Genomic DNA, 15,314 nt, shown 5'->3' on the forward strand with positions numbered 1-15,314 from the left:
CGAAACGGAACTGTTTTACAATATCCTGTTGTATCCGTAACTGCGTCAAACGGACGCGCGCTCTGGTGGTGTAGTCCGGCCAATCATATTGCCCTCTCACGGCAATGACCTGGGTTCGAATCCCAGCCGGAGCATTCTAATCCGACGCCTTCTCCCGATTTTCGCTGTGAACTAACCAGAGGTAAACCCATGTTCACGCGCAATGCGACTCAGAAAGTGTATCGAACCCGCCTCCGTCCTGCGATTCTCCGATATAGTGAGGCATCTACAGTCACCGGGGTAAACCCCCCGCAGTCTTGCGATCGTCGAAATCGAGGGACAATAACCCGGGGTACCGTCGGGAGCGTAGCGCTCTACATCGGTATCTGAGTCCCCTGTATTGACCGCACAAGGAGTCAAAGTGGATCGCCTACTGAGGATTTCAACAGCGCCAAATCAATCCAACAGCTCGAGATCTCCCCGGCGTTCTCGATGCATGATACCACCGGCGAACAGCCGAAGTTTCGAAATGAGCTCTGACTCGGTCTCGTATGTTGCTACTCGCAAGTCCCATCGCACCTGTGCGGACCGTATCATCGCACTCGTGACATCGTCCTCGTGAATGAAGATCAACCGGTCACCGTGGGTTTCCGAAAGCGCCTCCAGAATACTCCCTGCTTCTTCTCCGACGCCGAAATTATGGCCGAGAAACGGCAAGATGAACGCAGTCGCGTTGCTACACTGCGTGTACTCGACGCTTTGAGTCGCCGCGTCCACATCATCAGTATCCACGTCAACGTCTAGAGCGAGAAATGCGTTCACTCCGGGTTTCACGCGAAGTGCTCCCTGCACCCGTCGCAAGAGTGCCTGCGCCGCGTCGATCTCTTCTTTGTTTTGAAACAACTGGCGAAGCGGCCCCGGGAGGTCCTCCACGTCAATCTCTTGGCGCTCCGTCTCGCTGAGGACGTAGTTGAGATTGAACGATTTGTATGGGCCCATCAAGTAGAAGAGAAACCGGTCGTACGTCACGTGACCTAACCGTTCGGCAATCAAGTCGCGCGTAATCTCCATAGTCCTGAGCGATCGTGCCCGCTGAAAATACTTAAAAGACCCAATTTTTGAGAGGATTCGGCTTGAGAAAGCCTAAAACTCTCTCTCCCGTACCGTAGACTAAGATGGCGACGGACCACACGGAGACGGCCGGAGGGGGATTCCCGGAGGATCCCGAAGACCTACTGCCGGAGGAGAGCGTCCTCAGCCTTGACGAGTACCTAGCGATGCACGCAGCGGTCGGGCACCGCACCAGATACGAAATCCTCTATCGGCTCGTCCACAGCGGCGACATGAGCCCCAAAGAACTGGAAGAAGCGATCGACATCGACGACAGTACCCTCCACTACCACCTCAACAAACTCGTCGACGTGGGACTCGTCGAAAAACGTCAACACACCGAGCGAGGAGCAGACGGCCTCTACACGTACTACCGAGCGACGGTGTTCGGCGAGGTGACGCTCACAAACGGCGTCGACGACCTGATCCGCGGTGAGGAAGTGTTCGATGCGATGTACAACAGTTCGACCGAACAGTAGCGAGTGCCGTTTCTCAAGGGGACTGCGAAAATTGGCACTGCCGAAGTTCTGTATAAAAGACATATCCGCTCGAAGACCCGACCGACGCGCTCGTCACGCAGAATCCGTGCCCACGTCACGACACGCTTTCGTTCGGTTTGAGGTCCGCCTCGGACGACGCCGACCGGGCAGTGACCGCCAGGGTCACCCGTGAAACCGGTACAGCGACGTGACGTACGGCAGCCGGTTGAGCATCCAGATTGCGACCGGGAGCCCCACGACCGTGATTGCGAGGACCGACGCCACGTTCGCCCAGAGCAGGCTCAGCCACCACCCGACGAGGACGAAGTAGATCGCCCGGACGGCGAGCGAGCGTTGTCCTCGCGCCGACTCAGGCTCCGAAAGCGACCGCGGCTCCGCGAGCGTGAGCACCGTCGGCACGAGGTTGATCAGCTTGATGCCTATCGGCAGCAGGATAACCGTGACGTTGAGCAGCCACGCAGTGTTGACGACGATCGGTGTTACCCACCAGCCGACGAACACGAACCACAGCGCGCGAACGAGGAGGGATCGTTGTGTCATCAGTCGCGATAGATTCCCAAGCAGTAAATCCGTATCGTCGATTCCGGACGTCTTCGACTCGCTCGGACGTAGACGACTACGAACCCGGACATCCGCGGCCGCGAGCGCGAGGAAGCATCACAATTTCACTGCGGCAACGTCTTTCCCGCCGCAGTCCACCGATTCCTCGATCTGGTGAGGCATCTTCTGTCACCAGAGAACCCGGACTTCTCGGTCGAAACTCGATTTTATGTGCGTCTCTTGTGAAGTGGTCCCATGCGACGAAGAGAGTACCTCGAGCTCGGTGCGGCGACCGGAGCGGTGACCGTTGCCGGCTGTCTGGGGGAATCAAGGGAGCCCGCGTTCGAAGAGGGCTTCGAGGACGGTCTCGGCGAGTGGGAGAGCGGCGCAGCTATCGGGCCCGAGGTCGACCTCGAGGAGTTCGAGTGGGAGTTCGGAATCTCCGAAGCGGAGGCGGCGTCGGGTGAATACTCCTTGCGGATCTGGAACGAAGGCGACTACGACGACGGCGTGACCTGGGGCGTCCACCCCGTTTCGATCGAGGCCGGGCAGGCATACGAGGCGACGGTGTCCGCCCAGATCTGGAGCGAGTCGGAGTCGTTCAACACCCTTCGAGACGCGGTGATGTATCTCGGTCCCGACCCACCGGCAGTCGAGGAGGATTTTCCACACCCAGGAGTGAACACGACCGATCTCGGGGAGGCGCCCTACGGTGGGCTTCGGGAACCGCTGTGGCTTACCGACGGTTGGCGGGAGTATCGCTTCGAATGGACGACGCCGGAGCTCTCGACGGACACCCTCTACGTCGCGATCGGCCACGCCGTGATCTGGGAGGGCGACGCCGCTCACTACGTCGACGACGTCAGCGTTGAGATCGAGCCTCGATGACGATGCTGCTCAACGGCCTGCTCGGGAACTGGTCGTCGGCGCGCTCGCCGCGGTCGTGGTACGCTCGTCGCCGACGACTCGTCGGCCACGGCCGCCGTGCTGGAGCGCTCGCTCGGACTGGTGCCGGCTTCTGAGATCGCGAATGTCCTGTTAGAAAACGAGTACTTATATGGTATACCATGGTTTTTCGTCATGAAATGCAAGACTCATCAACGCCAAACCACGGTGACATTCAGCGCTCGTCAGCACGGTTGAACAGGCGGTCGTTCCTTGGAACCGGTGCCGCAGTAGTCGGGGCCGGGGCACTCGCCGGATGCTTGGGTGACGATGAGGCGGGTGACCGCAATGACTTCGCGATCGTGTCGAGCCCTGCCGGATTCGACGACAACGCGTTCAACGACAACGCGCTGGAGGGGCTCGAAGAAGCGGCCGAGGAGTTCGACCGCGAGGTCAACGCTGTCGAGGAAACCGAAGAAGCGGAGTACCAGTCCGTGCAGGCGGAGCTCGCCGAACAACAACGATACAGCGTCATCGTTCTCGTCGGGTTCAACCACTTCGACGCGCTCGAAACGAACGCCGTCGAGTACGAGGATCAGAACTGGATGCTGATCAACGACCACGTCGAGGGACAGGACAACGTCTCCGGCTGGATCGAAATGAACAACGAGATGTCCTTCCTCGCGGGCGTTGCTGCGGGAACGCTGACGACTGCAGACATCTCTCACGCCGGTAGCAGTACCGATCCGTCGGGAACGACCGTCGGCTTCGTCGGCGGTGAGGATATCGACCTGATCAACGCCTTCGAGCAATCGTACATCGAGGGCGTCGAGTGGGTAAACGACGACGTCGAGGTTCTCACGGGGTACGGCGGGAGCTTCTCCGACACGAGCGCGGCGCGCGACGTCGCGGAATCACAGATCGACGACGGAGCGGATATCGTCTGGCACGCGGCGTCGGCCGCCGGCCGCGGGGTGTTCGCCGCCGCGCAAAACGAGGACCGGTTCGCCCTCGGCGTCGACGTCGATCAGTCAGTGACCGCGGAGCAGTACGCGGACGTCATCCTCGGCTCGGCCGTCAAGGCACTCAACGAAGCGACGTATCAGGTCGGTGCTGCAGCGGCACAGGACGACTGGGGAAGCGTCTCGGGTGAACAGAACCTCAGCATCGAGCAAGGTGGGATCGACTTTATCACCGGCCAACAGTTCGAGGGAGCCCTCCCCGCGGCCCTCGACGACTCGCTCGAGGAAGCGAAACAGGCGTTCATCGACGGGGAAATCGAGCTGACCTGCGGTCCGACTGGCTGTTAACCACGTCGCGTAAGGGGGGTGTACCGTCCCCCATCGACGGTTCGACTCCAGTCGACGTGTATCGACGACGACCACTGAGAATCTCCGCACTACATGAGCACACCCACCGACACGCCGCCTGCCGTCCGGTTAGAGGGGATCACGAAACGGTTCGGCGACGTCGTGGCCAACGACGACGTCGATTTCACCCTTCAAGAGGGCGCTGTCCACGCCTTACTCGGTGAGAACGGATCGGGTAAGACGACGCTAATGAGCGTTCTGTACGGACTGTATCAACAGAACGAAGGAACCGTGGCGGTCCACGGCACGCAACGATCATTCGACTCGCCACGGGACGCGATGGATGCCGGTATCGGGATGATCCATCAGCACTTCCAGCTGGTCGAGCCGATGACCGTCCTCCAGAACATCATCTTGGGTCACGAACCCGTCACAAACGGGCTTATCGACGAGGATTCGGCGCGGCGAGATATCGAAGCGCTTAGTTCTCGATACGGATTCGACGTGGCACGGCATCTCGACACGATGGTTCGAGATCTCGACGTCGGGATTCGACAGCGCGTCGAGATCGTCAAGAGCCTCTACCGCGGCGCGGAGATCCTCATCCTCGATGAGCCGACCGCGGTGCTCACGCCCCAGGAAGTGGACAGCTTGATCGAGCTCATGGGCGATCTCACGGACGACGGCCACTCGCTGATCTTCATCACACACAAGCTCGACGAAGCGCTGAAGGCGGCGAGTGAGATTTCCGTGCTCCGCGACGGCTCCGTGATCGGGACCGTCGACGCGGCTTCGACCACCGAAACCGATCTCGCACGAATGATGGTCGGTCGAGAGATCACTTCGGAACGGGAGCAACGAGAGACCTCACTCGGCGAGCCAGTTATCGAAACAACACAGCTCCACGTCCGTGGTGACCGTGGGCTCGAACAGGTTCACGATGTCGGACTAACGGTCCGTGAAGGCGAAATTCTCGGTATCGCTGGCGTACAGGGCAACGGTCAGACGGAGTTGGTCGAGGCGCTGACCGGCCTTCGGACACCGACTGACGGTGAGGTGGTGTTCCACGGCGACCGTATCACGACTAACAGCCGACGCTCCCGGATCGAGGACGGCATCGCGTACATCCCAGAGGACCGGCAGGTAGAGGGAGTGGTTATGGAGTACGACCTCGTCAAAAACGCACTCTTGGGTAATCAGACGATCGAGCCGTTCGTGTCGAACCGGATCATCGATTGGTCGGCGGTCGCGGACCACGCCGAACAGATCGTTGACGCGTACGACGTGCAGCCCCCCCACGCCGAGACGAAGGCACGATCGCTGTCGGGCGGTAATCAGCAGAAATTCATCGTCGGTCGAGAAATCGAGCACGGTCCGGACGCGATGATCGCTGCGCACCCCACTCGTGGCGTCGATATCGGTGCCATCGAGTTCATTCACGACCGGATGCTCTCGCTCCGCGACGAGGGACTCGCGGTCGTTCTCGTGTCTTCGAAACTCGAGGAAGTTCAGAAGCTCTCCGACCGCATTGCGGTCATGTACGAGGGAGAGTTTATCGACGTCGTCGATCCCGAGGCCGTCACCGAACAGGACCTCGGTCTCCTGATGGCTGGCCAAGAGCTACCGGCCGATCGCACAACCGGCGAGCAGCTCGCTGAGGGCGGTGACGACCGATGAGCGCAACCGGCGGACAACGCGTATTCGCCGGCGCTAAACGCCTTATGGCGCGACTGACCGCGGCTACTGTCGTTGAACGGGTCGCGATTGCGGCGGCATCTGCGGGACTCGCACTCGCCATCGGGATCCTCATCGTCGGCATCGCGGGCTATGATCCGGCCCGGTTTGCCGCTCAGTTAGCGGTCGGCGCGTTCGGGAGCGAACGTGCTGTCGCACGCACGCTCCGGTTCACGACGCTGTTTATTCTGGCCGGTGTTGCGGTGGCCGTCGCGTTTCGGGCTGGGGTGTTCAATATCGGGGTCCAAGGACAGTTCGTCGTCGGCGGACTTGCCAGCGTCGTCGCCATCGTGTGGGCTGCGCCGGCACTCCCCACCGGGCCTGTCGGCGGTGTGCTGTTGATCAGCTTTGGGCTGTTCGTTGCGACGGTGGCTGGGGGACTCTACGGTGCGCTCCCCGGAGCGCTGAAGGCGTACGCCGACGCGAACGAGATCATCACGACGATCATGCTGAACTTCATCGCGATCGGCGTCGGCGGATGGCTCGTCGGCGGCAGGCTCCGCGGGGCCGACGCGACGTCGGTGCGAACCGAACGGCTTCCCGAGTACGTGACGTTCCCGCGGATCGTGTTCGACGACCCGAACTTCTCGATCGTCGGACTCGGGTTGGCGCTCGTCGTCGTCGTCGTCGTCGCGTTCCTCATGACGAGGATCAACACCGGCTACGATATGGTCACCAGCGGGATCCAAGCCTCGGCAGCCCGTTACTCCGGGGTGAACGCTAAGCGAACGATCGTCACGACGATGACGCTATCGGGAATGATCGCGGGCATCGCCGGCGCCGTCTTCGCCATCATGATCCAGGGGTACTTCACTGACCCGTCGGGGATCGGCAGTTACGGATTCGACGCGATCGCCGTCAGTTTACTCGCCGCGAACAACCCGATCGGTGTGGTTCCCGCCGCGCTGTTGTTCGGCGGGTTGAACTCGGCGGGATCACACATCCAGATCGCCAGTAACGTCCCCGTCCAACTCATCGACGGAATCATCGGCCTCGTGGTGTTGTTCGTCGCTGCACCGGAACTGTTCCGTATGGCCGCGCTTCGTCTCGGTATCACGGGGGACGACCGATGAGCGATTCCGGCGATGCCGCGACGACCCGATTTCGGGTGGGAGTCGCGCTCGCTGTCGTTCTCGGTCTCCTCGGCGTGTACGGTGTCGTCCGTGCCGACTGGGAACTCGGTCGACTGGTTACCGTCGGGTACGTGAACCGGTCGCTCCAGATGGCGACGCCGATCGCTCTCGCCGCGATCGGCGGGTTGTACGCCGAAAAAAGCGGTGTGTTCAACATCGGACTGGAGGGGTTCATGATCATCGGTGCGATCACCAGTGCGAGCGTGGTGTTCGCACTCGGCGGCACGTCACCGACACAGGCGGACATCTGGGTCGCCGTCTTCACCGCGATCCTCGCGAGTTTGGCGCTGACGGTCGTGTTTGCGCTGCTTCTGATTCGGTACCAAGCGAATCAGATCGTCGCCGGGCTGGCGGTCTGGTTTATCGGGCTCGGGTTCGGGCCGTTCTTCGCGACCTACGTGTGGGGAAGTAGAAACAGTCCAGGCCTCGCGAGCGTCGACAGTTTCGCGGTCCCGTATCTCGCCGACCTGCCGTGGGTCGGTCAAATCCTCTTCGATCAATCGCCGCTCGTGCTGTTGACTATCGGTGTTGTACTCCTCTCGTGGGTCTTCCTCTACCGGACGCGGTACGGCTACTGGATACAGGCGGCCGGTGAGAACCCAACTGCGCTCGACACGGCCGGTATCAACGTCAACCGTGTGCGGTACGCGACGGTGATATTCTCCGGCGCGATGGCCGGTGCCGGTGGCGCGGTTCTGTTCGCTCACGCGGGGAACTTCGTCGGAACCGGCCCGACAATGGTCGACGGCCGCGGCTGGATCGCCATCGTCGCGTACCTGTTCGGGAACTACAACCCGCTCGGTGCGGCGATGGCCGCGGTCTTATTCGGCGGCTTAGACATGCTTCAGATCCAGTTCCAAACGGTCGGCATCGAGGTTCCCAGCAGGCTTGTCAACCTCTTCCCGTACGCCGCAGTCGTGGTCGTGTTGACCGTCTGGGGAAAAACGCGGATGCCGTCATCAGTCGGCGAACCGTACGAAAAAGAGGAATGATATCCTCCGGTCACCCTCTTTTTCGACGCTGAATGTGCGGAGGGCCTTCCGGTGAAGTGAGCGGTCACCACATCGATGAGTGATACAGGACGTGTCTCGACGGCCGTAGACGTCACTCGCGGTCGAGGTACTCCTGTTGGACGGCGACGACTTCGGCCGAGTCCTCGCAGTCGGCGTACCGACGGAGCGGCTCCTCGTTGAGTTCGAGGAACGTCTCGCCCCACGTGAACTTCGCCATGATCCGCTCGGCGTGGTCGGATTCGCCGAGGATGATGAGTGCGGCCGCGAACGCCTCGACCGTGGTGAGCCGCATCGGTCGCCCGAAGTTCACGGGGTTGCCGGCGACTAAGTACGGGAGCGCCCGGTGTTCGCCCGGGAGCGAGAACATCTTCTCACCGGCCGACTCCCACGAGCAGTCGAGCGCGACGAGCGCGTTCTCGCGGGCGACGTCGGCGTCGGCGGGCGACAGCGCGCGCTCGGCGTGGGGGTTCAACACGACGCCGTAGGGCGTGGCGCGGTCGGACCGGTGGAGCTCGGCGAGGTCGAATCGCGCGAGCTTCCGGGCCGTGCACTTGTCGGGGTCGTCGTCCCCTTCGTACCGGACGTGAAGGTCCACACGTGCGAGTTTGGGTGAGTCGTTTATAAGGCGTGCGGACGGAGTCAGCAAAAATGCTCGGGGCCGTCGGTTGCGCCCGATCACGGCGCGCGGGTCTGCGTCACCATCGACTCGGGGTCGTCGCTTTCCGACGGGACGCGCGTCTGCGTCGCGATCGGATCCGATTCGTCTTCGGGTGTTGGTTCGCTCATCGCGGTCGTCACTCGCGTTTCACCGTACAAAAGAGTTCAGCTAAAACAACAGTTATTCCGCCGATCTCCTAATACACGTTTACTAGTATGAGATTTATTACTGTATTTGAGTCTATATTTCTGTCAGACTCGGACTCTCCTTGTATTCGACAACGATCGTTAGTCGTCTCGCACCGCGCTCTGGATACCGTCAAACCGACCCGGTACCGGCGGGGTTTTTCCTCGTTGCCCCGCATGTGATCGCATGGAGCTGTTCGCGGTGCCCGGCCTCCCTGAGATCCGGGAGGGAGACGACCTCGCGGCGATGATCGACGAGCGCGTCGATCTCCGCGCGGACGACGTCGTCGTCGTCGCCAGCACCGTCGTCTCCAAGGCGGAGGGCCGCACCTGCGACCTCGGCGACTTCCAGCCGAGCCCCCGCGCGAACGAGGTGGCCGACCGGCTCGCGGCGATCGCGGGCGAACAGAAGGACCCGCGCTTCGCGCAGGCCGTGATCGAGGAGTCGACGGAACTGATCATGGAGGCACCGTTCCTCCTGACGGCGACTCGGTTCGGTCACATCGGCGTCAACGCGGGCATCGATCGGTCGAACGTCCCCGGCGGGGACCTGCTGTTGCTCCCGGAGCGCCCCTCGGAGAGCGCGGCGCGGATCCGCGAGGGGATCGCGGCCGACCGCGTCGTCGTCAGCGACACCTGCGGCCGCCCGTTCAGACACGGCCAGCGCGGGGTCGCCATCGGCTGGGCCGGTATCCCGGCGAGCCGCGACTGGCGCGGCGAGCGCGACCGCGACGGCCGCGAGATGGGCGTCACCGTCCAGAACGTGATCGACGAGCTCGCGGCGGCGGCCAACCTCGTCGCCGGGGAGGGCGACGGCGGCACCCCCGTCGTCGTCGTTCGCGACTGGTCGTTCGGCGACCACGAGGGCTCGGACAATCACTTCCGCGAGGCGGACGGCGACTTCGTGCGGCAGGCGCTCCGACAGTGGACGTTTGAAAGGTAACCATGCTCGGTATCGAACTCACCCCCGAACACGACCTGCACCGCCTCGTCGACCTCGGCGTCCGGGCCGAGGAGGCCGGCTACGACGCCGTCTACTCGACGTGTCACTACAACAACCGCGACCCGTGGGCGTTCCTCTCGCAGCTCGCGACCGCGACGGACTCCGTCCGGCTCGGTCCGGGCGTCGCCAACCCCTACGAGACGCACCCGGTGACGCTCGCCTCGCGAGTCGCCACGCTCGACGAGCTGTCGGAGGGGCGCGCCGTCTTCGGACTCGGTCCCGGCGACCCCTCGACGCTCCGCAACCTCGGGCTCGCCGACCAGCGCGGCCTCCGCTCGGTGCTTGAGGCGTTCAAGACCGCCCAGACGCTGTGGGCTGGCGAGCGCGTCGACCACGACGGGACGTTCGACGCCAGCGAGGCCGGGCTCAACTACGAGCCCCCGCAGGGCGCGGACATCCCGGTCCACGTCGGCGGCGAGGGCCCGCACATGTGTCGGATGGCCGCGAAACACGCCGACGGACTCCTGTACAACGGCTCGCATCCCGATGACCTCGCGTGGGCCCGCGACCAGGTTGACGACGGGCTCTCCGACCGCCCCGAGGGTCGCGGCGACTTCGACCTCGTCGCCTACGCCGCGGTCTCGATAGACGAGGACGAGGCGGCCGCCCGCGAGGCCGCTCGCCCGCCCGTCGCGTTCATCACCGCGGGGGCGGCACCTCCGGTCCTGCAGCGACACGGGATCGACCCCGACGCCGCGTCCGAAATCGGCGAGCGCGTCTCGGCGGGCGAGTTCTCGGCGGCCTTCGAGCTGGTAACGCCCGAGATGGTCGACGCGTTCTGTATGGCGGGCGATCCCGACGCGGTCCACGAGCGCGCCGCGAGCGTGGCCGAGCACGCCGACGGGCTCGTCGTCGGGTCGCCGCTCGGCCCGGATCTGGAGGCGAGCGTCGACCTCGCGGCCGACGCGCTCGACGGACTGTTCTAACCTCCCCGGAATCCACGTCCAACACGCCTCGGATTCTCACGCCCCGGGAATCGAGAATCGCCGCTGATAACTCCGGGGAGAGGTTCATAACCCGGTTCCGTCGAGCTAGCGGTATGTCGAACACGCGACAGCGATCGTCGGGCCTCCGAGGTCGATACGAGTCGTTCCTCTGGGCGACGATGGACCGCTTGGGAGTCTCGGCGTCGATAGAGCGAAAGGTGGTCACCGCAGTCGGGATCCAGTTTCTGATCACCGTCGCGATCTTTCTCTCTCCGTTTCTGTTCTCCGGAACACGGATGTACGTCGTCTCGGGGGTCCTGTTTCTCGGCGCGGTCGTCGCCATCTACAACACGCTGCTCATCGTGCGCCGGGACTTCGTCGCCCCGCTACACCAGTTGGAGGCGGGTGCCCAGGCGATCGCGGCCGGAGACGTCGAGGCGATCGAACTCACCGGCAGCGACCAGCCCGACGAGATCGGTAGCCTCGTGAACGCCTTCGCCGACGTTCAGCAGTACCTCGGAACCGTCTCGGCGCAGGCAGAGGCGCTCGCGGATCGACGGTTCGACGACCCCGCGGTCGACGCGGACGTCCCGGGCGCGTTCGGCGAGTCGCTCGCGGCGATGGCGGCCGACATGGAGGCGTACACGACGGAGCTCGAATCGGTCGTCGACGCCTTCGCCGACGCCGCGAAGCGCGCGCAGGACGGCGACCTCACGGCGACGATCGACGCCGACGCGCTGGCGACAGCGGAGGACAGATACGCCGCGCTCGTCGGAAATTACAACCGGCTCGTCGCCACTCTCGGCGGAACGGTCGGCGAGGTCCACGCGTTCACCGATGACGTCGCGGACACGAGCGACGACGTGCGGGCGAGCATGGACGAGGTCGACGACGCGAGCGAGGAGGTCGCGCGCTCGGTCCAAGAGATCTCCGACGGCGCCGCTACACAGACCGATCAACTGGAGGCGGTCTCCGGCGAGATGAGCACGCTCTCGGCGACCGTCGAGGAGATCGCGGCGTCGGCCGACGACGCGGCCGCGACCGCGCGGAACGCCGCCGAGCGAGGGAAAGCGGGCCGCGAGGAGGCGGTCGAGGCGATCGCGGAACTGGAGCGGTTGGAGGCGCGGATCGCGGAGACGGCGACCGCGGTGGCCGACCTCGTCGACCGGATCGAGGAGATCGACGAGATCGCCTCCGTCATCGACGGGATCGCCGAGGAGACGAACCTGCTCGCGCTGAACGCGTCGATCGAGGCGGCCCGGGCGAACGGCTCCGGCGACGGCTTCGCGGTGGTCGCGGACGAGGTGAAGGCGTTGGCGGAGGAGACCCGCGCGGAGGCCGCGGCGATCTCCGGGCGCATCGACGAGGTGCAGACGGCGTCGACGGAGACGGCGACCGACGTGGAGACGATGGAGGCGCAGGTCGCCGAGAGCGTAGACACGATCGAGTCCACGCTCCGCGAGTTCGAGGGGGTCGTCGAGGACGTGACGACCGTCGACGAGACGGTCCAAGAGATCAGCGACGCGACCGACGATCAGGCCCGGACGACACAGGAGGTCGTCGATATGGTCGACGATATCGCTGCGGTCAGTCGGCAGACGGCCACCGAGTCGGAGACGGTCGCGGCGGCGGCCGAAGAGCAGACGGCGACCGTCTCGGAGGTGACTCGGCGGGTGCACACCCTCTCCGATCAGTCGGACGAGCTGCTGGCGACGCTCGACGCGTTCACCGTCCCGACGGCCGAGCGCACAGAGCGCGGGCTGAGCGCCGGTGAGGCGGGTGCGAGAACCGCGAGTGAAACGGCCGACGACTGAACGACGGCCGACGACTGAACGACGGCCGACGACTGAACGACGGCCGACGACTGAACGACGGCCGACGACTGAACGACGGCCGACGACTGAACGACGGCCGACGACTGAACGACGGCCGACCTATCTGATCTTCTTCCGCTCCCGATCTGACTCTCCTGTCCGGGGCCTACTCACTTCGGCCGCGACCGCCGAGTGAGGGCAGGTTCACGCCGATTTCGCGGAGTAGTGCGCCGACGGCAGCGTACCCGAACACCGCGACGGCGGCGAGAAGCAGCACCTGTCCGACGAGGACCAGCAGCACCGACAGCGGATCTCCGGCACCGAGGATCAGGTCGTTCAGGAAGATGTCGAGGAATCGACCGACGTCGCCGACTACCCGCGTGACGAAATCGATGAGCGCGATCATACGCGGTCGTTGATCCGGGGGGTACTTGGGTGTTGAGTTCGCGGTCGTTCTGCGGTCGCACTCCGAGCGACGAAAACGAGATTCCCGAGCCCGCACGACCATCTCCCTCTCCGGTAACCGAACGGCTTACACACGGCCGCCACGGATCTACCCGTAATGAACACGCTGACGGCGCTGGTCGCCGAGAACACGCTGCTGTGGGTCCTCACGGGGATCCTCGCGTACTCCGCGGCCGCGATGTGGCTCCGGAACAACGGGATTCTCCCCGACTCAGTCGGGGTCTCCGGACCGGTACTCACGCTCCGCACCCTCCGCGGACGCGTCTTCCTCGACCGGCTCTCCGGGCCGAAGCGGTTCTGGCGTGCGGTCGCGAACCTCGGGCTCGGCGGCGCGCTCGTCGCGATGATCGGATCGTTCGTCCTCATCGTCACCTCGGCGATCTCGACGCTCGCTAGCCCGCAGCCCGCCGCGATCCAACAGCCGCAGAACTTCCTCATCATCCCCGGCGTCAACGACTTCCTCCCGCTCTCGGTCGCCCTCGAGATCGTCGTCGGCCTCGCCATCGCGATGATCGTGCACGAGGGCGCACACGGACTCCTCTGTCGCGTCGAGGGGATCGACATCGAGTCGATGGGGCTCGTCTTCTTCACGTTCCTCCCCGTGGGCGCCTTCGTCGAACCGAACGAGGAGGCGACGCAAGCGACCTCTCGGGGCGCTCGCGCGCGAATGTTCGCCGCCGGCGTCACCGCGAACACCCTCCTCACGATCGTCGTGTTCGCCCTGCTCTTCGGGCCGGTCGTCGGCGCGATCTCGCCCGCACCGGGCTACGCGGTCGGCGAGGTGACCCCCGGATCGCCGGCCGCGGCCGCCGACGTCACGCAGGGCGATCGGATCGTCGAGGTCGCCGGGACGCCCGTCGACACCGCCGCCGAGTTCGAGAGCGCGATCGCCGACGCCGGCGACAGCGTGACCCTCACGGTCGACGACGGCGACGGTTCGCGCTCGGTCGAACTGGATCGGCGGCTCCAGGTGATCGGATCCGCCGGGGGGAACCCGCTCGGTGTGACCATCACCGACGCGCCCGTGACGGTCACGTCGGTGAACGGCGAGACGGTCGCGACCGAGCGCGGCTTCTTCGCCGCTGTCGGCGACGACGAGCGCGCGACCGTCGCGGTCGAGGGGCCCGAGTCGGCCGTGGGCGACGCCGCCGCGTCAGGGACTGAGATCCCGATCGGCGCGTACATCGTTGGCGTACAAGACGGCGGCGCGATCCACGACGCGGGCGCCTCGCTCGGCGAGCCGATGACGGTCGTCGAGATCGACGGGGACCGCGTCCGCGACAACGACGACCTGGCGTCGGTGCTCGGGGAGCGGGAGCCCGGTACCACGGTCGAGGTCGTCGCGTACGACGCCGCCGACGAGCGCGTGAGCTACGACGTCGAACTCGCGGAACACCCGAACCGCGACGGCGGGTTCATCGGGGTTAACGTCTTCCCGGGAACGAGCGGGCTCGCGCTCGACGACGTCGGCGTGTCGGAGTACCCCGCTGGCGCGTATCTCGAACTACTCGGCGGCGACGGCGGCGAGGGCGCGACCGACGGACTCGCGCTCGGGGGGCTCACGGAGTCGCCGCTCGGCCTCGTGTTCGTGGCGCTCATCCTCCCGCTCGGCAGTCTGTTCGGGCTTCCGTTCAACTTCGCCGGCTTCACCGGTGAGCTCACCAACTTTTATATGGTCGACGGGTCACTCGCCGTCCTCGGCGGCGGGGTGTTCCTCCTGGCGAACCTGCTGTTCTGGACCGGGTGGATCAACATCCAGCTCGCGCTGTTCAACTGCCTCCCCGCATTCCCGCTCGACGGGGGGCGGATCCTCCGGATGGTCGCCGAGGCGGTCATGAGCCGAGTCCCGCTCGGCGACCGCCACGCCGCGGTCCGCACGATAACGGTGTCGTCCGGGCTCGTGATGCTGTTCGGGTTGATCGCGATGATCTTCGGGAATCAGATACTCGGGGCATTCGGGCTGATCTGAGCGGGTCGGCGCCGGCCGATTCGACGGTCGCCATCGCGCTTTTTCGGCGTGACCGCGACGTTCGCCGAATGGGAAACCGGTTTCTCCGCG

General features: G+C 64.5%; 15 protein-coding genes and 1 tRNA gene. 12 read left to right on the plus strand and 4 right to left on the minus strand.

Going from position 1 to position 15,314, the window contains the following annotated elements; genetic code table 11:
- Positions 1-59 precede the first annotated feature (59 nt).
- Positions 60-134: transfer RNA gene (locus ACNSN4_RS11905), tRNA-Glu, on the plus strand.
- Between the two features lie 301 nt (positions 135-435).
- Here ACNSN4_RS11905 and ACNSN4_RS11910 read toward each other — a convergent pair.
- Entirely contained in the window at positions 436-1,050 is a 615-nt protein-coding gene (locus tag ACNSN4_RS11910) for a DUF7509 family protein (protein ID WP_418286035.1), read from the minus strand.
- Between the two features lie 104 nt (positions 1,051-1,154).
- On the opposite strand from ACNSN4_RS11910, the gene ACNSN4_RS11915 reads away from it, so the two are divergent.
- Positions 1,155-1,568 (plus strand): winged helix-turn-helix domain-containing protein, encoded by a 414-nt coding sequence (locus ACNSN4_RS11915; RefSeq protein WP_418286036.1) that lies wholly within the window; start codon positions 1,155-1,157, stop codon positions 1,566-1,568.
- Between the two features lie 183 nt (positions 1,569-1,751).
- Here ACNSN4_RS11915 and ACNSN4_RS11920 read toward each other — a convergent pair whose 3' ends face one another.
- Positions 1,752-2,129, minus strand: coding sequence for a YccF domain-containing protein (locus ACNSN4_RS11920; RefSeq protein WP_418286037.1), 378 nt, complete (start codon positions 2,127-2,129; stop codon positions 1,752-1,754).
- 255 nt (positions 2,130-2,384) lie between these two features.
- Between ACNSN4_RS11920 and ACNSN4_RS11925 the strand changes: the two genes are divergently transcribed.
- The 6 genes from ACNSN4_RS11925 (at position 2,385) to ACNSN4_RS11950 (ending at position 8,183) form a co-directional block, all read left to right on the plus strand.
- Positions 2,385-3,017, plus strand: a complete 633-nt coding sequence (locus ACNSN4_RS11925; protein ID WP_418286038.1) for a hypothetical protein — start codon at positions 2,385-2,387, stop codon at positions 3,015-3,017.
- On the plus strand, positions 3,014-3,151 hold the full coding sequence (locus ACNSN4_RS11930; protein WP_418286039.1) for a hypothetical protein: 138 nt from the start codon (positions 3,014-3,016) through the stop codon (positions 3,149-3,151). Before ACNSN4_RS11925 ends, ACNSN4_RS11930 begins: the two co-directional genes overlap by 4 nt.
- Positions 3,152-3,214: 63 nt before the next feature.
- The gene (locus tag ACNSN4_RS11935) at positions 3,215-4,324 is read left to right on the plus strand and encodes a BMP family lipoprotein (protein ID WP_418286040.1); all 1,110 of its coding nucleotides are present in this window, start codon (positions 3,215-3,217) and stop codon (positions 4,322-4,324) included.
- 93 nt (positions 4,325-4,417) lie between these two features.
- Complete coding sequence (locus tag ACNSN4_RS11940) at positions 4,418-6,001, plus strand: ABC transporter ATP-binding protein (RefSeq protein WP_418286041.1); 1,584 nt, start codon at positions 4,418-4,420, stop codon at positions 5,999-6,001.
- Between the two features lie 44 nt (positions 6,002-6,045).
- The gene (locus ACNSN4_RS11945) at positions 6,046-7,131 is read left to right on the plus strand and encodes an ABC transporter permease (protein ID WP_418286042.1); all 1,086 of its coding nucleotides are present in this window, start codon (positions 6,046-6,048) and stop codon (positions 7,129-7,131) included.
- Positions 7,128-8,183, plus strand: a complete 1,056-nt coding sequence (locus ACNSN4_RS11950; RefSeq protein ID WP_418286043.1) for an ABC transporter permease — start codon at positions 7,128-7,130, stop codon at positions 8,181-8,183. The genes ACNSN4_RS11945 and ACNSN4_RS11950 overlap by 4 nt, the downstream gene beginning before the upstream one ends.
- A gap of 112 nt (positions 8,184-8,295) precedes the next feature.
- Here ACNSN4_RS11950 and ACNSN4_RS11955 read toward each other — a convergent pair whose 3' ends face one another.
- Entirely contained in the window at positions 8,296-8,799 is a 504-nt protein-coding gene (locus ACNSN4_RS11955; RefSeq protein ID WP_418286044.1) for a DUF367 family protein, read from the minus strand.
- Positions 8,800-9,234: 435 nt separating this feature from the next.
- Between ACNSN4_RS11955 and ACNSN4_RS11960 the strand changes: the two genes are divergently transcribed.
- The 3 genes from ACNSN4_RS11960 (at position 9,235) to ACNSN4_RS11970 (ending at position 12,790) form a co-directional block, all read left to right on the plus strand.
- Entirely contained in the window at positions 9,235-9,990 is a 756-nt protein-coding gene (locus ACNSN4_RS11960; RefSeq protein ID WP_418286045.1) for a coenzyme F420-0:L-glutamate ligase, read from the plus strand.
- 2 nt (positions 9,991-9,992) lie between these two features.
- Positions 9,993-10,976, plus strand: coding sequence for a 5,10-methylenetetrahydromethanopterin reductase (locus ACNSN4_RS11965; RefSeq protein ID WP_418286046.1), 984 nt, complete (start codon positions 9,993-9,995; stop codon positions 10,974-10,976).
- A 179-nt stretch (positions 10,977-11,155) separates the two neighbouring features.
- Positions 11,156-12,790, plus strand: a complete 1,635-nt coding sequence (locus ACNSN4_RS11970; RefSeq protein WP_418286366.1) for a methyl-accepting chemotaxis protein — start codon at positions 11,156-11,158, stop codon at positions 12,788-12,790.
- A 166-nt stretch (positions 12,791-12,956) separates the two neighbouring features.
- On the opposite strand, the gene ACNSN4_RS11975 is transcribed toward ACNSN4_RS11970, so the two are convergent.
- Complete coding sequence (locus ACNSN4_RS11975) at positions 12,957-13,196, minus strand: DUF8024 family protein (protein ID WP_418286047.1); 240 nt, start codon at positions 13,194-13,196, stop codon at positions 12,957-12,959.
- 156 nt (positions 13,197-13,352) lie between these two features.
- Here ACNSN4_RS11975 and ACNSN4_RS11980 point away from each other — a divergent pair, with 156 nt between their 5' ends.
- Positions 13,353-15,224, plus strand: a complete 1,872-nt coding sequence (locus ACNSN4_RS11980; protein ID WP_418286048.1) for a site-2 protease family protein — start codon at positions 13,353-13,355, stop codon at positions 15,222-15,224.
- Positions 15,225-15,314: the final 90 nt, after the last annotated feature.

The sequence above is a fragment of the Halorubrum marinum genome, from assembly GCF_048381195.1.
GTDB lineage: Archaea > Halobacteriota > Halobacteria > Halobacteriales > Haloferacaceae > Halorubrum.